The following is an 18962-nucleotide window of genomic DNA, read 5'->3' as shown; positions in this document are numbered from 1 at the left end:
TCAGGCTCCTTCAATTGTTTTCGAGTTATTCTGACTGTCGCCGTGTATTAGATTTGCTGTTGTTATACTGTCTTCAACTTGTTGAATACGCACAAAGACTTTGATCCACATTTGTGCAATTTGCAGTAGGTACTCCATGCATTCAGCGGCATCGGCCATTTGGGCAACAGCAATGTCACCTCGTGTTGCCCCCATCACGAGTGCTGATTTAAGTTTGTGGTGCTCTTTGTCGAGTAAATCAAACTGAAGGCTTAATGCATCACTGCTATCAAATTGCCTCCAGCGCACCATACGCATGAACTCATTGATTACCGATAAATAGTTAAGCAGTTGACCTTCTAGCTCAGGCTTACTCAGGATATCTCGACGCTTGATTACTGCAGAAATAGCGAGTGTCTTTTGCGCGCTAGAAAGCATGTAGTGCTCTACTCGCATGAGTGAGGCTAATGCTTTTGTGGTATCTTCACTCAAAGCTGCACGCTCTACTTCTACTATAAATTGGGATATGCGTTGGCATAGGGCCTCAACACCATGAATGCCTTTCTCTACAGCAGTTATTTCATTGCTTTGTTGAGAAAATAGTTTGGGATAAACGTGTAGAAAGCGGTCAGATACTGACAACAATTCTAAGATGAGCGCGTTTACTGCCAAGTCAGGGGTTTGAGCAATATTTTTGTCCAAATGCTTAGGTTTTGAGGCCTCTTCTTCAAGCGACACAAAGCGCTGCTCAAGAAAGCTTGCAAGCCCGTCATTCAATGGAAAGATAAGTGCCACGCCCAATAAATTAAACAGCGTATGGAAAATAGCTAAGGTGATTCCCGGGTTAGCGTCTATTTCTGCAACCTCCGTTATCCAATGGATTAGCCCAAACAACAGCGGTAAAATAAGCGCAGCCACAACGGCGGTCGCCACGTTAAACACAACTTGTGCAGCGGCAACGCGTTTCGCGCTAGAGGTAGCGCCAATTGACGCAAACATTGCGGTAGAAGTCGTACCTATATTTGCACCAATAACCATTGCGCCGGCGGCATAAATACCCACCATGCCTGAGGTTGCCGCAGTAATTGTAAGCGCGATAGATGCACTAGATGACTGGGTTAGTACCGTCATTACAAAGCCAATAACAAGGTACATAAGAAAACCTTCAACGCCTTCAGCTTTAAACTGACTGAGATCAAAGGTACTCACTATTCCTTCAAAGGCTGTTTTTAAACTGTCTATCCCCACAAAGAAAAGACCAAAGCCGGCGATGGCGATACCAAATGACGCTAAACGGCTATTGGGTTTTAATAACTTCAGGATCATGCCGACGCCTATCATAGGCAAAGCAACGGCCTGAATATTTAATTTAAAGCCTACCATTGCGACAAGCCAGCCTGTCATGGTGGTGCCGATGTTGGCGCCGTAAACTATACCTAAGGCATGGCGCATACTCAGTAAACCGGCGTTAACAAAGCCTAAAGATGCCACGGTGACTGCACTTGAGGACTGCACCAAAGCGGTCATTGCCGCACCCGACACAACGCCTCTAAATGGCGTACGACTCCATTTGGCGAGCAAGGTGCGCAGTGAATTACCTGCTGCCAGCTTAAGCCCGTCGGTCATCATACCAATGGCAAGTAAAAACAGACCTAACCCACCAATTATGCTTCCCACTAGTAAAACACTTTCCATCTGCCTCCCCTCTTTCCTTTATTCATTGCCGACCGTTGGTTCTTTCTGAGCATTTCACCAATGAATAAAAGCTGCGGTTGGCGCTACATGCCTTCATAAAAGTACAGATAAGAGTACAATGTGCGTAAATCTCATTGTTTGTTCTTGGTCAAACAATAACCAGAAATATAAACACAATGTATAGCAGTTCAGATACTCAACGTAATAATTGAGGACTTGGCAAATGCGTTACAGAGCAAAGCTATACAAAAAAAGGTGATGGAAGTGACAGAACGAATCAAAACGCTAGATGAATTCGCAAAGCATGTAGATTACTCTTTGCTCAATACGCTCTCAGCAGACCCTCAGTCAACGAGCGACGGCGATGATCACGATCCACGCCAAGTGTTCTCTGGCCACTATGTGCCGGTTACTCCGACCCCATTAACTGCTCCGATATACATTGCGCACAGCGAAGCTCTGTTTGCCGAATTAGGCTTAGACGACAGCTTGGCAATTTCTAAAGCCTTCACCCAGCTGTTTGCAGGGGACATGTCTGAAGTACCAGCCTCAATGAAACCCTACGGCTGGGCGACCGGCTACGCACTTTCTATATATGGTACGGAGTACACACAGCAGTGCCCGTTCAGAACCGGAAACGGCTACGGTGACGGCAGAGCAATATCTATCGTTGAAGGGGTGTTTAACGGTAAACGTTGGGAAATGCAGTTAAAAGGCGCGGGTCGCACGCCTTATTGTCGCGGCGCCGATGGTCGAGCCGTATTGCGCTCTAGCGTGCGCGAATTTTTAGTGCAAGAGCACATGCACGCCCTTGGCATTCCGACCTCACGCTCACTTAGCTTGTTTATGTCTGAATCTGACACCGTAGACAGACCTTGGTACCGCGAAGGGTCTCACTCCTATGAGCCTGAAGTAATGGTTGAAAATATCACTGCCATATCCACCCGCGTTGCCCCTTCCTTTTTGCGCGTAGGGCAAATAGAGCTTTTTGCTAGGCGCGCACGGTGTAATGAGCACAACGAAGCATTAAACGAGCTAGAAGCCATTGTTAAGCACCTTATTGAGCGAGAGTACGCAAGCGAAATAGACACAACAGCGCCGTTTGAAGAGCAAGTGATAACGCTGGCTGAGCTTTTTAGAGGCCGGTTAACTCGTCTCGTTTCTAATTGGGTTCGCGTAGGTTACTGCCAGGGCAATTTTAATAGCGATAACTGCGCCGCTGGCGGCTTTACTCTGGATTATGGGCCATTCGGCTTTTGTGAGTTTTTTGAAGCGGACTACCAACCTTGGACAGGGGGCGGTCGTCACTTCTCGTTTTTAAACCAGCCCATTGCCGCCCAAAAGAACTTTGATATGTTCTGCCGCTCACTGATGCCGCTACTTGACGGCAACAGTGAACAGCTCGCTAAGCTTAACGAGGTCAACGACGGCTTTTCTGGCGTTATGGAGCGGGCTATGGAAAGCATGTGGGCAACTAAGCTTGGCTTTGCCAACTACGACCACGAATTGCTTATTAAGCTTCTGCAATTAATGCTGCGCACTGGCGTCGACTACAATCTGTTTTTCCGAGAGTTATCGTCGATACCTGAAGATATGACGGGTTTGACGAAAAGCTTTTACTACCCGCCTAAAGCAGAGGTGATGACAGAATGGGAAGCCTGGCTACAAAGCTGGCGTAAGCGGATTGAAAAGGACACTGAAACACAAGATGATGTAGCGAGTGCTATTGCTACAACCGTAGAAAACATGCGCAAAGCAAACCCTAAATTCACATGGCGCGAATGGCTTATTGTGCCTGCCTATAAAGCCGCAGAGAAAGGTGACTTTACTCAAATACACGAACTTCAGAACATCCTTACCGCGCCTTATGATGAGCAATCAGAAGAGATAGAGAATAAGTATTACCAACTGCGCCCACTTGAATTTTTCAGTGCAGGCGGTGTTGCGCATTACAGCTGCTCTTCGTAACGAAGAGCAGCTGCATCTCAGTCTACTTACAGCGAATCGATGGCCGAACTGGGTTCAGTAAACCACACTGGGCCCTCGTCGGTCATATAGAAGTGATCTTCCAAGCGAATACCGAACTCGTTTGGCACCACTATCATAGGCTCGTTACTAAAGCACATGCCAGGTGCTAACGGATGAGGATTGTCTTTAACCAAATACGGCCATTCGTGAATATCCATACCAATGCCATGCCCTGTTCGATGGGGCAAGCCTGGTAAGTTATAGTCTGGTCCTAAACCGTCTTTTGCTAAGCTGTCTCGGGCGGCTTTATCCACATCGCCACAAGGAACACCGACTTTTGCAGCGTTAAATGCCGCAAGCTGCGCGCGCTTTTCGCTTTCCCATAGTGCACGCTGTTTATCGGTCGGCTCACCGAAACAATAGGTTCGAGTGATATCAGAGAGGTAGCCATGTACTTTACAGCCAGTATCAATCAATACTAAGTCGTTTTTCTTTAATACTTGCGGGTCTTTAACGCCGTGGGGAAACGAGGTTGCTTTACCAAACAGCACAATGCAAAAATAGTTACCGCTGGCCCCCACTTTCTTATGCGCATCGTTAATAAATGCTTCAACTTCTGTGGTGGTAATACCTTCATAAAGCATACTGGCAGTGGCTTTGTGCACAGAAAGGGTCATGTCCATGGCCCGCTGAATTAGCGCAAGCTCATTTTCTGACTTGTGCATGCGGCAATGCGCGGTAACCTCTGAACCATTCACAATTTGCCAAGGTTCATTCAGCACCTTGGTAAACCCATCAACAATAAAAAATTGCGTAGATTCATCAACGCCTAGTTTTATGCCACCCGCCGTATTGACGGTATTTAGAATAGACATGGCAAGTGCGTAAGGGCTTTCATGTTCCTGCCAACCGATAATATCCCCTTCCACTACTTTGCGTTCGTTCAAAGAGTCAATTTCAAACGTAGGAGCTAGGTATACAACGTTCCCCTCTGCGGGTAAAAGCGCTCCCACTAAACGCTCACTGGCGTACCATTGCATGCCTGTGAAATACGCTAAGTTAGTACCCGCGTTTAAGTAAAGCGCGCCAATGCCATGCTGCTGCATATAATGCTGCGCTTTGGCAATTCGTGCCTGATACTCAGAAAGAGGGATGGGGGTTAGGTCGCTTGTCATGTCGACAAGACTATCTAGTGCTTGTTGTGCTGTCTTTGTGCCGATAACTGTGTTCATCAAAGCCCGCCTTAGGTCTGAAATTTTAAAACGGGCTCACTTTACAACACTCAAAAATAATGTCGAGATAGCAGTCGCTCCCCCGACAATTCGTTTAGTTCTTGCGTATCAATTACATTACACGCCTTCAGCTTGAACTTTAGAGCGCGCCTTTCCATGCCTTTTCAGGCAGCAAATAAAGGCCCTTTTCACTCTTCGCACCTTCATTGACGATAAAGCCTATACCAGCAGCCATAACCGCTAACGTCACGTCAAACGCATTAATGCTGTCTCCGTAGCCCGCGGTTAAATTAAACATAGAACCATCAGCCAAAAGATACAGTGTTTTATCGCCCAGTTTATAAGCATTTACATAAGGCATTGGCTCACTGTGGGTAGCGTTGTTTTTGAGGTATGGCACATCAATTTCTTGCGCTACGTGACCTACGTTTAGAATAAATGCGCCGTCTTTCATGCTGTCTAGATGTTTTGAACTCACTACGCCATAGGCGCCAGTTGCAGTGGCAATAACATCGGCTTGGCTAGCGGCTTCGTTTAAATCGACCACTGGCCAACCGTCGTATTTCGCTTGCAGGGCTCTTGCTGGGTCAAGCTCAGCCACTTGAACCTGTGCGCCAAACGCTTTTGCCGACGCGGCCACGCCCTGCCCCACTAAACCATAACCAATAACAACCACAACTTTTTCGTGCAGGGTTAGATGGGTGGTTTGGAAGAAGGTTTGCCATGCACTTAGGCCCACCATGTGCCTGTTGTGAAGCCCTTCTTTTACTGGCAAGTCATCCCAGTTAAAAATAGGATAGTTTGGCGCCATTCCGTTTAAGCGATTAATACCAGAGCCCGTTGCCTCCAAGCCCGAAACGATGCCTGGTACTGGTTTATTGGCTTTAATATTTTCATGCAGTCGAGTGGTGAGGTCCGCGCCCATTTCACACAAATGTGTAGGCTGCCATGCTAGCGCTTTATCGAATGACTCAGACCAGTCAGCGTCGCTCATATCTCGCCACGCATGGGCTGTTGCGCCTTTATCAACAAGGTAAGACACCACGTCATCTTGTACCGTAGTAGGGTTGCACGTAGTTAAAAAGATATTGCAGCCACGTGAAAGCAGCCCCTCTACCAAAGGTGCCATTTTTAAATCTAAATGCATGTTGCAAGCAAGCTTAACATTAGACAGGTCAGGAAGTGATGCAATGGCCTTGCGAGTGCGCGGCATATGCAGGCTGGCCCACGCCAGCTCTGCTTGAAAATCTTGGTACATGAAAAGGATACTCTGAAGAAACGAAAACAGAATAATACGTGAGAAACGTGGATTTACAAATTAGCGTTCGATTTCAGCCTCATTCCACAACACCACCCTATTTCTTCCCCTAGATTTGGCTAAATAGAGCGCTTGGTCGGCCTCTTTAATGAGCACCATAACGTCTGTATCACCTGGAGAGGAGCCCGCTACGCCAATACTCACCGTGATCCTAACCAGCTTGTTAATATCATGCATTGATAGGTGAACACGCAAGTTTTCAGCAATTTGTTTGGCGTATTCGGTACGAGTGTAGGGCAAAAATACCAAAAACTCTTCGCCCCCCCAGCGAAAGGTAATATCTGAGCCGCGCACTTGCCCCTTAATCTCTTCTGCTACCTTTTGGAGTACTTTATCTCCCACGTCGTGCCCGAAAGTATCGTTAACTTTCTTGAACCAGTCCAGGTCGATAAGCATTACTGACATAAATTTATTGCTGCGCTTTCCCAGTTCCCAAATTGGATAAACGAGGTCTCCAAATGCACGGCGATTATAAAGTAACGTCAACGGGTCCAGTCGCGCATCCCGCTCTGCATTTTTTCGAGCTTCTTGCACTTGCTTGTAATTGAATGCTAACGAAATAGATAACAGTGACATTTCCAGCACCATGCCTATCTCAATGCCTCTAAACGCCCATTTCGAGTAGGGAATAAGCCCCCATGTCGCTAGGCTTGAAACGGTCGCCCCCCCCGTTCCGCACAAAATAGCGGGCAAGAAAAACTTGGCTAACGCATCACCATTTCTATAGGCAAAAATGCCGATGCACAGCATCCAAAACGCTATCGTTGTCAATACAACAAGCTGCGACATCACCGCAAATGAGCGACTGCCAACGGCGATAATTATCACGGCTAACATGAGCAAAACGCCGTAGATATACTTTCTAAAACGATAGAGCTTTGGTAAGTAAAGCTGAGTATCTAAAAATTCGATGGTGAACCTTACCGCACTAAATAGATAGAAAAACATCAGTGTGGGCATTAACCATTGCTGAAGGAACACAGATTCTGACCATAACAACCAAAAGCCATGCCCTGTGTATGTGAAATTAAATACCAAAAACGACAGTAGATATAATGAATAAAGCAGGTATCTGCGTTCTTTTAGGTAGGAATATAGAACCAGGTTATAAACGAGTAAAATAATAAGTGAACCGTATAACGCGCCATAAAAATAGGCATTTTCGGTAGATTGGCTTTGTGCATCCCTTGGCGTCCCCATGTAAATAGGAATTGTCATGGGGTCTTCAGACGCAAACCGGAACACAACTAAAGTTTCGGGCGTTGTGACACGGAAAAACGTAGAGGGCATTCTGGTGTTTTCAGCTCGACTGCTATGGACGTTGTCATCACCAAGACTTATGTGACGCTTTCTTTGACCACCTTCGAAAAAGAACACGTCAATCTGATCAAGCCATGCATTATCAATTTTGATTTTTAGGGGGATAGATGCACTATCTGGTGCATTTTCTACTTCATTATTTGAAAGGTTAGGTATATAGGCATAGGGCTCGGTAGGGAGTACAGCCCATATTGTTTTATCAGTAAAACCCCAGCTTACTTTGCCGCTACCGTTAGCGCTCAGTGTGTTTTGTTGATATTTATCGACGATATCCTCTGCAGTAAGGATACTCCCGTCTTCCTCAAAAATTTGTAAATGCTTGTTAACCAGTAACATTGTTGGTGCAGGCGCTGTATTTTTAGAGACACCAAAAGCGGGCCCTATCGACAAGCTAACGATGAGAATTAAACTGACGAAGAAAAGAAAACCATTCATATTTCTATTCTTTATTCTCTTTTATTTGTTCTAAAAATTTAAATGCAGGCCGTACCTCAATCTCAATAACAACAAACGCCAGCCAGTAAGATATTAAGTTACGCTTATTCAAATGGTTTGTGAACAGATTTAAGTCACTAATAGCCGCATCTAATCCTTTTTCTTATAGCAGATTAGAATTTGTCTTATGCGCACATGAAAAACCTTGGCATACTATGCCTTAAGCACTTGCAGTCAGCTCAGCTTCGCTCGCTCTTCTTAATGGATATAAAGGTCTCTTTCTTTTTATGCTTAGCTTTATTACCAGCACGCTCATTCCCGTTCTTATTCTTTTATTAATGGGGTGGCTATTTTTCCGAATTAAATGGCTGAATGAAGGCTTTATTGAAGCAGGCTCAAAACTGGTGTTTAACGTGGCACTCCCTGCCTTGTTATTTTTATCGATAGCGCGAGCAGATTTTTCTAAAGCCGCTAACCCCACCCTTGTCATGGTAGGAATTACAGGAACCCTTGCGGTATTCCTCGCCTTAATGATTTGCGCTCACTTTACCGTTCAGCCATATAAAGCCAGAGGAGTGGTAGTTCAAGGCGGCTTTAGAGCCAACATGGGCATTATCGGCTTAGCTTACTGTGCCAATACCTATGGGCAAGAAGGGCTTGCTGTAGCCTCGGTCTATATGGGCTGTATCACCATATTATTTAACGTGCTGTCTGTATTTGTTCTTAACTTTTACCAAGGTACGTCACGCTCATTAATGGGCCAAGTTACCGGCATGGCGAAAAACCCGTTGATCTTATCGATTGCCGCAGCACTGCCTTTTTCATACTTCGAATGGCAGCTTCCAGATACCGTGGTGAAAACAGGGGAGTATTTCGCTCAACTTACCTTGCCACTTGCACTTATATGCACCGGAGCATCCTTACAGTTCCGCTCTTTCTCCAGTGACTGGTTTAATATCGTGCTTAGCACAACCTGCAAATGTGTGGTTTACCCCTTTGTATTGGTTGCCCTTGCCTATGCTTTTGGTTTTAAAGGGATGGAGCTGGGTATTGTTCTTTTATTAGCCATCTCTCCAACCGCTGCAGCAAGCTATGTCATGGTGAGAAATTTAGGTGGTGATTACCGCTTAGCGGCAAGTATTATCGCAGTCAGCACATTGGCGTCTTTACCGATTACCGCCCTCGCCTTTGGGATACTGAGTAAATTACAGTTAGTTTAAAGAAGACACATCTTCGCTAAAGGTACTGCTGAGTAATGCAAAGTTAAAAGGTTAACAGACAGAAGCGTTGGACCCGTTTCCACATAGCTTAGAAACGAAAAGCGCCGGGCAACTCGACGTTAACCCGGCGAACAAGGTGTAGCAGTCACCTTAATCAGCTTCTATCTCACCCTCTTCAATGGCTACAACGCGACGCGCTTCAACGTAGGTTTTAATAGCCCAAAGTGTCTCTTGATCTAAGATAGGATCGGTTTGACCTTCAGGAATGCCGCCAAGTGCAGGCATCCCTTTCGCCGAACCAAAACGCAAGCGCTCAACGAACCATTCGTCGTCTTCAATGCTTTCTGGGTCGAGTTCACGAAGGTCAGGGTTTATTCCGCCAGACTGCGCGTGCAAGCCGTGACAGCCAGCACAATTATTTGCATAAGCTGATTCACCAAATTTGATAACTTTCGTTTTGGTGTCGTCGTCTAGACTTCGGTAGGGGTTTTCAAACACCCAGCCATTTTCAGACTCATCGCCATCGGTAATTGGCGGCATAGCTGAGCTATCTGCTCCTTGAGGGATAACATTTCCGTGTGCAAGCACGTGGCTAGAAAAGCCCGTTACCACGAGTGCAGCAAACAACATCGATATTTTTGTTTTCATAATTCATACATCCTCAAAAGACTATGAATTAAGTATACGTACGAGGAAATAAGGGGTAACTCTACTTTGGTTTTGAAAGGCTCCTCCTTTGGTAGGAGGCCACAATGATAGCCACTGAAAGCGCAAACTTTACCGTTGCTGCTTCAACGTTAGTGCTAAATTTAGAGTCGAAATAACGCTCATAAAAATGATGAAGACTTACCTTGCTAACAGGTAAATGAATAGATGATAAAAAAGGCCAGCGCACGTAGGCGCTGGCCACGTATTAATCACAATTTACTGCTCAGCTAAGGTTAGTTTTTTGCCACCTGCTGATAGCGCTTCGGCAATTTAAACGTCCACACGGTGCCGCCTTGGTTAAAATGCTTCACGCGTTTAGCAACTTCACCTCCCCATAATGGCACTGCGCCACCCCATCCAGATAGTACGGAGATGTACTGCTCACCATCCATTTCCCATGTCACTGGAGAGCCAACAATACCTGAGCCAGTTTGGAACTTGTAAACCATTTCGCCGGTTTTGTCGTCAAAGGCCATAAGATAACCTTCAGGGTTACCAGTCCAAACCAAACCACCACCTGTGGTTAACACGCCGCCCCATAGTGGAGAGAAGTTGTTATAGCGCCAAACGGTTTTACCTGTTTTAGGGTCAATTGCTTTAAGCACGCCAATAAAGTCTTCATTCACTGATTTGATGGTGAAACCAGCACCTAGGTACGCTGCACCTTTCTTGTAAGAGGTAGGCTCGTTCCAGATATCCATTTCCCATTCGTTTGAAGGCACATAAAAGAGTTCAGTATCCTTTGAATAGGCCATTGGCATCCAGTTTTTACCACCTAAGAACGCAGGACGCGCTACGACCTGTGCACCTTGTTTACCATCAGCTGATTGCGCTGGGCTTCCTGGACGATTTTCTTCAATGTAGATAGGTCGACCCTTTTCATCTAGCCCCTTTGCCCAGTTCAATTTGTCAACGAACGGGAAGCCGCGGATAAAGTCACCGTTTTCGCGGTTAAGGACATAGAAAAAGCCGTTTCTGTCGGCGGTTGCCGCCGCTTTCACTGTTTTGCCGTTTTCCTGGTAATCAAACGAGATAAGCTCGTTTACGCCATCGAAGTCCCAGCCATCGTGCGGCGTGGTTTGGAAGTGCCACACAATTTTGCCTGTATTAGGGTCGATAGCTAAGCGCGACGACGAGAAGTAGTTATCGCCCGGACGTAGGTGAGAGTTCCACGGTGCAGGGTTACCCGTACCGAAGAATAGCAAGCCTGTATCTGAGTCGTAAGTACCGCCTAGCCACGTTGCTGCACCACCGGTTTTCCATAAATCAGCAGGCCATGTTTTACCTGGCGCGCCGCCTGAAATTCCATTTTCAGTTTTCTTACCGTCTTTCCATAAGTACCCCATGTGCCCTTCAACGGTAGGTCTAACCCATAGCTGTTTGCCAGACTTCGCGTCGTAAGCATACACTTTACCGACGATACCGAACTCACCACCGGAAATCCCTGTAATAACTTTTCCGTCAACAACAATAGGGGCAGCGGTAATGGCGTAGCCCGCTCGGTAGTCTTCAACTTTCTTCTTCCAAACGGTTTTACCCGTGTCTTTGTCTAGTGCGACTAACTTAGCATCCAAGGTGCCGAATATGACCAGATTATCGTAAAGCGCAACACCACGGTTTATAACGTCACAGCAAGGCATAATGCCGTCTGGCAAACGCGCTTCATATTGCCATAGTTCTTCACCCGTTCTCGCATCGATGGCCCACACACGAGAGTAAGATCCGGTTACATACATCACGCCATCTTTTACCAGTGGCTGCGATTCTTGCCCCCTCTGCTTTTCACCGCCTAATGAGAACGCCCATACAGGACGTACTTCTTCTACTGTATCGCGGTTAATGGCGGTTAGCGGGCTATAACGCTGTGCTTTTAAGCCCATTCCATACGTCACTATATCGTCAGTAGTATTGTGGTCATTTTGAATATCTTTGTCGGTGACAACAGCATGGACAGGAGTTAACGCACTTGCACAAATCAGCATTGATAGGGCAAGTTTTTTAATTGGCATATTATTATTCATAACGGTTCCTAGTTGCATGTAGGCCATAAATGGTCTGTTTCAGACTATTCGTTAGGATTAGCATAGCTAGGGGTGATGTCGATGCCTATGCAACAGCGGAGTGATTTGACTCCTCCTTTAGGAGGAGGAATGAAGGGCTATTTTCCTTTGTGCTTAACGTCTTTACGCCTTTTTAAAGTGATGCGTTATTAATAACAGTGCTAAAGGTAAAAAGGCAGTTGGCCATAGTGTTACCGGTTAATAGGCTATTGTTGAAAGGCCGTTATCCGTAGCGTTGTTAGCCAAACTGCTTAACATGCTATTGGCCAGAATGCTCTAGCTCCGAGAAATAAGGCGGCATCTCATAAACGGTGTTGTATTTTGCAAATAAGCTTTGCATATCGCCCTCTACCACCATTCGCGTAATTACATCACCAATTTCATAGCCAAGCGCGCGATAATTAGTATGAACGGCAAGTCCGATATCCCACTTTTGCTTTCCGATTAGCGGAAACGCGTTGCTTGCAAGGCGATATTGCTCATTATCAACAAACTGACTGAGGTAAGATATTTGCGAGCGCAATCCCATTACCGCTTCGACGGTTCCTGCTTTCATCGCGTCAATCGCTTCTGCGTTTGAGCCATAGTGCGACGTTTTTTCTCGCAAGCGGCCACCAAACGCTGACGTTAAGTAAAAGTGGGGAATACTGTCTATTTCCGCACCAATCGTGTGATACTGAAACATGCCCATGGTTTCCACTTCGGGCAAGGTTTGCGTATTGTGAATGATTTGCCAGCTTTCACGGTGATAAGGGGCAAACATATGAACAAGCTCATTAACTAACAAGCCCACGTCGTCACGTTTTTGAGAAAAACTGGGGTCGTAAGGCGCGCGCATCATCACATCAGCCTTAATGCGGTGGATAATATGACCCTTCCATAGGTAATTCCTGAAATCGTCCTCTGTCGTTTCACCTGGTGTCATCCATATCAGTTCTAGCTCAACATCAAGGGCGCTTGCGATTTCACGGGCGATATCAATATCAATACCTGTGGGGCTGTCGTTTTCAATAAAAGAAAATGGGGGATAGTCGGTGTACACCGCAATTCTTATCAAACCGCTGTCTTTAATATCGTCTAACGATCTTGCTTCCCCGAACGCAGAAAGCGCAGAACCCGTTATCAGGCAGAGTAAAGTGAAAATAACTCGAAAAGGTTTAACTAACTGCACAGCTTGCCCACTTATTTAATCGAACTTCTTAAGCATACTAAGGGGTTAGCGTGATTTTACTAATGCTACTTTAGCGCCATAGCATTCCTCCTTTAGGAGGATGTTCTTCGGGAAAATTGCCATATACCCTTATGTCAGACAAACAGATATCAGCAAAAGCATGCAGCTGAGCTCGGGGTGATATATGGCAAAGGGTTTAAAAAGCACGGTTGAAACACGATTAACCGGTAAGCGCTATCAAAAGTATGTAGCGTCACTTTTTTGCTGCGTTCTGTTACCGTTTTTAAACAGCGCGCTTGCGTTTAATGAAGCGCAACCTACAAAGGTTCAACAAGCTGCACCACAGGCCTCTTTTGCCACTATTCCGGTGATTTACATAAAGGTTGCGGGCACATCTCCACCAGGCACACCAGACTATTTAAAGTCCCCCAGCAATGAGGGGACAGCTGGCGCAAGTGTGGCGATAAAGGATGCTAATATCACGGGAAAATTTCTTGGTTATCAGTTTGAACTAACTGAAATCAGTGTGCCTTCTATCGGCGAACTGCAAGCTTCTTTAGCTAAAACACGTAAGCACCGTGGTTCAAGTGCTAACACAAATCACAAAGAAATAAGCAGCAATCAGCAAGGCAACATTGCACCGGTTGTACTACTGGATATGCAAAGCAGTAATGAGGTAAAGGCTGCCTCAATTAAGCCGTTGATTACAACGATTCAAAGCACGCTTCCTAATGCCGTATTTTTTAACGTAGCTAATAGCGATGATTTGCTGAGACAAAATTCATGTCGCCTGCCCTTGTTTCATACAATCCCCAGCTATCAGATGAAAGCCGACGCGCTAGCCCAGTGGTTTCGCACTAAGCGTATTGACGAGATATTTGCAGTTTACGGAAAAACCGCTGACGATACTGCATACCTAGCCGCATTTAAACGCAGCGCCAAGAAATTCAAACTTTCACTTGTTGAAACTAAACAATGGCAGGATAGCTTCGATTTGCGCAGGGCTGCATTTGCTGAAATTCCTCAATTTACGCGAACAACAGAAACCTATCAGGCCGTTTTTACCGCCGATAGCGCGGCGCAATTCGCGTATAGCCTACCGTTTAACACCTATTATCCCGTACCTGTAGTAGGTGCTGCCGGCCTAAAAGCACTGGGTTGGCATTTTACTCACGAACAATGGGGCGCACGTCAGCTTCAAAGCCGCTTTAACGACGGGTTCATCAGACACATGAATGAAGTCGACTTCGCCGCGTATCTTGCGGTAACGGCGGTGGCAAATGCTGCGCAGCAAGGAAGCGACTTAACGCAGCAGGGAATTCTTAGCACCTTGCTTAGCGACCACTACACGCTGGGGGCTTATAAAGGTCGCCCTCTTTCTATTCGCCCCTACACCCACCAATTTCGTCAGCCTATTGCGCTGGCCCACGAAGACGCACTGGTGACTCATGCGCCCCTTGAAGGCTTTCTGCACCAAACCAACGAACTGGACACATTAGGCGCAACACACACTACCTGTAAGGACAAGTTATGAGCTATCGCTTTGCACTCTTGCTTGGCAGTTTAATGGCAAGCTTTGCCTTTGCACTTCCTCAAGCGTATGTCACTAACGAAAAAGACAACACGCTATCTGTCATTGATATGACGACATTTGGTGTGGTTGAAACTATCGAGGTTGGAGAGCGACCCCGAGGGTTTATTTTAAGTGCAGACCAGTCCCACGCGTATATCTGTGCCTCTGATGCTGATCGCATTCAAATTATGGATTTGTCTACCCATTCCATAGTGGGCGATCTTCCCTCAGGTGCAGATCCTGAAACCATAGCATTACATCCTAACGGCACCACTATTTACACAGCTAATGAAGACGATGCCCTTCTTACTGTTATCGACATTCCAACGGCTCAGGTCATTTCTCAGATAGATGTAGGCGTAGAGCCTGAGGGGCTGGCTGTGAGTCACGACGGCAGCATGATGGTCGTCACCTCAGAAACCACTAACATGGTGCACTGGATAGATACCAAAACGCACGAAAATATTGCGAATAGCTTGGTTGATGCAAGACCCAGAGATGCTCACTTTACCAGAGATGACAAGTACCTCTGGGTAAGCTCGGAAATAGGTGGCACTGTCAGTATTTTCGATACTGCTACCAAGCAAAAAGTGAAGACCCTTTCCTTTGCCATTAAAGGCGTCTATCGCGATAAGGTGCAGCCAGTGGGTATTGTGCTTATGAAAGATAAGCCCTACGCCTTCGTGGCGCTTGGCCCAGCAAATCGCATAGCGGTCATCAATACCGATACCTTCGAAGTGGAAGACTACATTTTGGTTGGGCGACGAGTGTGGCAATTAGCGTTTAATCAAGATCAGTCTTTATTGCTGACCACTAACGGTGTAAGCGGTGATGTTTCTGTCATCAATACCCACACGTTAAACGTAGAGCATACGGTAAAAGTGGGGCGTTACCCTTGGGGCGTGGCGATTAAATGGAAATAACGGTTCAGGCGGTTTCACATCAGTACGGCAGCCATCACGCGCTGGACAATATAAGCCTTTGCCTAAAACCAGGCTTAACCATGCTGCTTGGGCCAAATGGCGCAGGCAAAAGTACCTTATTTGCGCTTATTACGGGCCTTCAAAAACTCACGCAAGGCAGCATTACCTTTGATGGTGCTAGCCTGTCTCAATCTCGCACAAGTATTATGGCGAAAATGGGCGTGGTATTTCAGCAAAGTACCTTAGATATCGACTTATCAGTAAAACAAAATTTGTCCTACTTTGCTTCGCTCCACGGCATAAGTACCACTAGCGCGCTATCTCATATTCAAGGTCTGCTCGACGAGCTCGACCTTACGACCAAGCTCAACACAAAAATTCGAAACTTAAATGGCGGGCACAGACGGCGGGTTGAGTTAGCTCGCTGCCTTATTCACAAGCCATCCTTGCTGCTACTAGACGAGCCTACCGTTGGCTTAGATATAGAATCCCGTCATCTTATTTTGCGGGTAGTACAAGCACTCGCTCATTCCCAAAACGTAAGCGTACTATGGGCCACCCATTTATTTGAAGAAGTGAAGCACAACAACAACTTGATAGTCTTATCAAAGGGGCGAGTGTTAGCCCACGATAAATGTGAAGCATTGTTAGCCAAGTATCATCAACAAGATATTGAGCACCTTTGGCAGCATTTAATGCAGGAAGGCTCCTGATGTATTGGCGCTGTTTTGTGGGCGTACTTACCCGAGAGATGCTGAAGTTCTGGCAGCAACGCACACGCCTGTTAAGTGCATTGGTGCGCCCCCTGCTTTGGTTATTTGTTTTTGCCGCGGGGTTTCGTTCGTCCCTAGGTCTTTCAATGACCGAGCCTTACGAGAGTTACATTTTGTACGAGGAGTACATTGTACCTGGGCTTGCCGCCATGATTGTGCTTTTTAATAGTATGCAAAGTTCATTGTCCATGGTGTACGACAGAGAAATGGGCAGCATGAAAGTTTTACTGTTAAGCCCGGTTCCCCGCCCTTTTCTGCTAGGCAGTAAGCTTATTGCCAACACCTTGGTAAGCGCTATTCAGGTGTACATCTTCTTTGCCTTTGCGCTTTTACTAGATGTACGCCTATCTGCGTTGGGATACGTTTATGCGTTGCCTGTTATTGCGCTACTGTCATTGTTTTTAGGTTCGTTAGGATTATTACTGGCAAACTATATTAAGCAGCTAGAGAACTTTGCCGGGGTCATGAACTTCGTCATTTTCCCATTGTTCTTTCTATCAAGCGCCCTATACCCGCTTTGGAAAATGCGTGAGGCCAGCGAATGGCTGTATCAGATTTGTGCTTTTAACCCCTTTAGTAGCGGCGTAGAATTACTTCGATTTGCGCTCTACGAAAAACTCGAACACAACGCGCTTGCCGTTGTACTTTGCCTTTCTGCTATCACGTTTATTTTCGCTGTTAGAAGCTTTCGCCCCAAAGCCTCAAAAGGGCGCTTCTCGTGATAAAAGCAAACCTAATTTGGACTGATGAAAGCAATAAATTTGAAACGTTAGACGATAGTGACTGCTTACTTATTTTAACTACACCCACGTTATTGGCAAGCCAACTCTTTCACTTTTCAACACCCGCTAAGGCATACATTGAGCAGGTTTTTGACGATGAAGGTTTTGCTGGAAATAAAGGCGAATGTATATTCGTACAAGGCCTTAAGGCGTTTAAAACAAGTTATAGCTCGGACAGTGAAAACAACAGACAGAACGAAATAAGCCAACAATTAGCTGATGTGAAACGGGTGCTGTTTTATGGTGTCGATTTTGCGCTTTTTGAAACGTCAGATGCCTTAAATTACTCTAGCTGTGTACAGGCTGTATCTGATATTAATAATCCTTCGAAGGTAAACTACTCAAGCTACGCTAGCGATTCAAATTCTGCATTTAATTTAAAACGCAGAAGTGACTTGAGCCAAAATGACGCGCCAGCATTTCGCTACCTAGAACAGCAGTTCGATGCATTATTTAAAAAGCTTAAAAGCGTGTCAGTAACCTTGGAAAAACTGTCGTTAATGGCGCTTTCTAGCAATGAAACAGCAAGCAGCGACCCTGTTAACACCATTGCGAGCCACTCACAGTTTCTGGGTGCGCTACTTAGAAGCTATTTCAAGCATGGCTATCACTTTAAGGGCTATAAGACGAATAATCGTTCGGTTTCTAGCAGTCGAGTCCGCGATGGCAACAACGGCGCAAACAATGCATCAAATAATGAAGCAATTAACCAAGCACTTGATATTAGGGGCACGCTGTTTCTTGCATTAGATGCCAAGCATTTTAATAACGCGCAAAAGCGTCTCGTTTCACATACTATCCGCTATGAAACAGCCCTTAATGCCGCGATGACCTGGGCTAAAGATCTCGCCCACATGCCAGCCAACTTATGTACGCCAGATTATCTGGCCGAACAAGCTCAGAATCTGGCGCAAACCTTTAATACGGTGTCTTGCGATATCCTCAGTGAAAGTACACTAAAGCAGTTAGGCATGAACGGTTATTTGGCAGTAAATGCAGGTTCACAGTTTGCTGCCACCATGCCTATTCTTCGCTATACAGCCAAAGGTTTAGAGAATTCACCGCCAGTAGTGTTAATCGGCAAAGGCGTAACCTTTGACAGCGGCGGCTTCACGTTAAAACGTAGCCCCGATATGCGACATATGATTTACGATATGGCGGGTGCCGGCTGCGTATTGGGCGTCATTCAGGCGGTTGCCACGCTGGGGTTAAATATAAATATTATTGGTATTGTGGCAAGCGCCGACAATGCCATTGATGGCAAAGCCTATCGCCCGGGTGACATCATTACTATGCACTCAGGAAAAACCGTGGAAGTCATGAGCACCGATGCAGAGGGGCGTATGCTTATGGCCGATGCAATCAGCTACGCGAAACAGTTTTCCCCTTCGGTTATTATTGATATAGCAACGCTAACCGGCGCGGCTATTAGCGCACTGGGGCACAAAGCCACTGCGCTTTTTAGCAACTCATCAGCGCTTGAAAGTGCGTTAGTTGAAGCGGGTGAACTGGCTAACGACAGGTGCTGGCCTTTCCCATTTTGGCCAGAATATCAAGACGCCATTACCTCTCAGCACGCGGATATGATGAATACGGGCATAAACTCTCCCGGTGCTATTTCGGCAGGCTGCTTTCTCTCTCGTTTTGCTGACGGCACGCCGTGGGCTCACCTCGATGTGGCAGGAACCGCTTTTACCTACACCAAATCGTTATCGGCGACCGGTCGCCCTATTCCTTTGCTGTTATCTTACTTAAGCCGCTGCGCTATCAAAAATAAGCGATAAATCATCAAAATTCATGACAGT

Annotated in this window: 14 protein-coding genes; 7 read left to right on the top strand and 7 right to left on the bottom strand. The window is 46.1% G+C overall.

Annotated elements, in window-relative coordinates:
• Window positions 1-1674 carry a Na/Pi cotransporter family protein gene (locus tag C6Y39_RS15345; RefSeq protein ID WP_105932117.1) on the bottom strand — a complete coding sequence of 558 codons (1674 nt, stop codon included), beginning with the start codon at window positions 1672-1674 and terminating at the stop codon, window positions 1-3.
• Between the two features lie 258 nt (window positions 1675-1932).
• On the opposite strand from C6Y39_RS15345, the gene C6Y39_RS15340 reads away from it, so the two are divergent.
• Window positions 1933-3642 (top strand): protein adenylyltransferase SelO family protein, encoded by a 1710-nt coding sequence (locus C6Y39_RS15340; RefSeq protein ID WP_167390672.1) that lies wholly within the window; start codon window positions 1933-1935, stop codon window positions 3640-3642.
• A gap of 26 nt (window positions 3643-3668) precedes the next feature.
• Here C6Y39_RS15340 and C6Y39_RS15335 read toward each other — a convergent pair whose 3' ends face one another.
• From C6Y39_RS15335 to C6Y39_RS15325, 3 genes are all read right to left on the bottom strand, one after another.
• Complete coding sequence (locus C6Y39_RS15335) at window positions 3669-4874, bottom strand: M24 family metallopeptidase (protein ID WP_105932116.1); 1206 nt, start codon at window positions 4872-4874, stop codon at window positions 3669-3671.
• A gap of 139 nt (window positions 4875-5013) precedes the next feature.
• The gene (locus C6Y39_RS15330) at window positions 5014-6132 is read right to left on the bottom strand and encodes an adenosylhomocysteinase (RefSeq protein WP_105932115.1); all 1119 of its coding nucleotides are present in this window, start codon (window positions 6130-6132) and stop codon (window positions 5014-5016) included.
• A 60-nt stretch (window positions 6133-6192) separates the two neighbouring features.
• Window positions 6193-7947, bottom strand: coding sequence for a sensor domain-containing diguanylate cyclase (locus C6Y39_RS15325; protein ID WP_105932114.1), 1755 nt, complete (start codon window positions 7945-7947; stop codon window positions 6193-6195).
• A gap of 287 nt (window positions 7948-8234) precedes the next feature.
• Here C6Y39_RS15325 and C6Y39_RS15320 point away from each other — a divergent pair, with 287 nt between their 5' ends.
• Window positions 8235-9167, top strand: coding sequence for an AEC family transporter (locus C6Y39_RS15320; protein WP_105932113.1), 933 nt, complete (start codon window positions 8235-8237; stop codon window positions 9165-9167).
• Window positions 9168-9317: 150 nt separating this feature from the next.
• Here the strand turns inward: C6Y39_RS15320 and pedF are convergent, their stop codons facing one another.
• From pedF to C6Y39_RS15305, 3 genes are all read right to left on the bottom strand, one after another.
• Window positions 9318-9815, bottom strand: a complete 498-nt coding sequence (gene pedF, locus C6Y39_RS15315; protein WP_105932112.1) for a cytochrome c-550 PedF — start codon at window positions 9813-9815, stop codon at window positions 9318-9320.
• 293 nt (window positions 9816-10108) lie between these two features.
• Window positions 10109-11896: a PQQ-dependent methanol/ethanol family dehydrogenase gene (locus C6Y39_RS15310; RefSeq protein WP_205664210.1), complete on the bottom strand. Its 1788-nt coding sequence runs from the start codon at window positions 11894-11896 to the stop codon at window positions 10109-10111.
• Window positions 11897-12194: 298 nt separating this feature from the next.
• Window positions 12195-13106 carry a substrate-binding periplasmic protein gene (locus C6Y39_RS15305; RefSeq protein WP_105932111.1) on the bottom strand — a complete coding sequence of 304 codons (912 nt, stop codon included), beginning with the start codon at window positions 13104-13106 and terminating at the stop codon, window positions 12195-12197.
• 184 nt (window positions 13107-13290) lie between these two features.
• On the opposite strand from C6Y39_RS15305, the gene C6Y39_RS15300 reads away from it, so the two are divergent.
• From C6Y39_RS15300 to C6Y39_RS15280, 5 genes are read left to right on the top strand one after another with little or no spacing between them, the layout of a single operon-like run.
• A complete protein-coding gene (locus tag C6Y39_RS15300) occupies window positions 13291-14640 on the top strand; it encodes a type 1 periplasmic-binding domain-containing protein (protein ID WP_240618914.1) in 1350 nt (449 codons plus the stop codon).
• Window positions 14637-15602: a PQQ-dependent catabolism-associated beta-propeller protein gene (locus tag C6Y39_RS15295; protein WP_105932110.1), complete on the top strand. Its 966-nt coding sequence runs from the start codon at window positions 14637-14639 to the stop codon at window positions 15600-15602. The genes C6Y39_RS15300 and C6Y39_RS15295 overlap by 4 nt, the downstream gene beginning before the upstream one ends.
• Window positions 15593-16315, top strand: a complete 723-nt coding sequence (locus C6Y39_RS15290) for an ATP-binding cassette domain-containing protein (protein ID WP_105932109.1) — start codon at window positions 15593-15595, stop codon at window positions 16313-16315. The genes C6Y39_RS15295 and C6Y39_RS15290 overlap by 10 nt, the downstream gene beginning before the upstream one ends.
• The gene (locus C6Y39_RS15285) at window positions 16315-17097 is read left to right on the top strand and encodes an ABC transporter permease (protein WP_105932108.1); all 783 of its coding nucleotides are present in this window, start codon (window positions 16315-16317) and stop codon (window positions 17095-17097) included. Before C6Y39_RS15290 ends, C6Y39_RS15285 begins: the two co-directional genes overlap by 1 nt.
• Entirely contained in the window at window positions 17094-18941 is a 1848-nt protein-coding gene (locus C6Y39_RS15280) for a leucyl aminopeptidase (protein WP_105932107.1), read from the top strand. Before C6Y39_RS15285 ends, C6Y39_RS15280 begins: the two co-directional genes overlap by 4 nt.
• Window positions 18942-18962: the final 21 nt, after the last annotated feature.

It is taken from the genome of Alteromonas gracilis (genome assembly GCF_002993325.1).
GTDB classification, from domain to species: domain Bacteria; phylum Pseudomonadota; class Gammaproteobacteria; order Enterobacterales; family Alteromonadaceae; genus Alteromonas; species Alteromonas gracilis.
The sequence above is the reverse complement of the archived record's forward strand: the minus strand, read 5'-3'. Positions and strand labels throughout refer to the sequence as shown.

Coding starts and splice junctions, on each gene's coding strand:
- C6Y39_RS15345 (WP_105932117.1), bottom strand. CDS start 1,674: ATGGAAAGTGTTTTACTAGTGGGAAGCATAATTGGTGGGTTAGGTCTG.
- C6Y39_RS15340 (WP_167390672.1), top strand. CDS start 1,933: ATGGAAGTGACAGAACGAATCAAAACGCTAGATGAATTCGCAAAGCAT.
- C6Y39_RS15335 (WP_105932116.1), bottom strand. CDS start 4,874: ATGAACACAGTTATCGGCACAAAGACAGCACAACAAGCACTAGATAGT.
- C6Y39_RS15330 (WP_105932115.1), bottom strand. CDS start 6,132: ATGTACCAAGATTTTCAAGCAGAGCTGGCGTGGGCCAGCCTGCATATG.
- C6Y39_RS15325 (WP_105932114.1), bottom strand. CDS start 7,947: ATGAATGGTTTTCTTTTCTTCGTCAGTTTAATTCTCATCGTTAGCTTG.
- C6Y39_RS15320 (WP_105932113.1), top strand. CDS start 8,235: ATGCTTAGCTTTATTACCAGCACGCTCATTCCCGTTCTTATTCTTTTA.
- pedF (WP_105932112.1), bottom strand. CDS start 9,815: ATGAAAACAAAAATATCGATGTTGTTTGCTGCACTCGTGGTAACGGGC.
- C6Y39_RS15310 (WP_205664210.1), bottom strand. CDS start 11,896: ATGAATAATAATATGCCAATTAAAAAACTTGCCCTATCAATGCTGATT.
- C6Y39_RS15300 (WP_240618914.1), top strand. CDS start 13,291: ATGGCAAAGGGTTTAAAAAGCACGGTTGAAACACGATTAACCGGTAAG.
- C6Y39_RS15295 (WP_105932110.1), top strand. CDS start 14,637: ATGAGCTATCGCTTTGCACTCTTGCTTGGCAGTTTAATGGCAAGCTTT.
- C6Y39_RS15290 (WP_105932109.1), top strand. CDS start 15,593: ATGGAAATAACGGTTCAGGCGGTTTCACATCAGTACGGCAGCCATCAC.
- C6Y39_RS15285 (WP_105932108.1), top strand. CDS start 16,315: ATGTATTGGCGCTGTTTTGTGGGCGTACTTACCCGAGAGATGCTGAAG.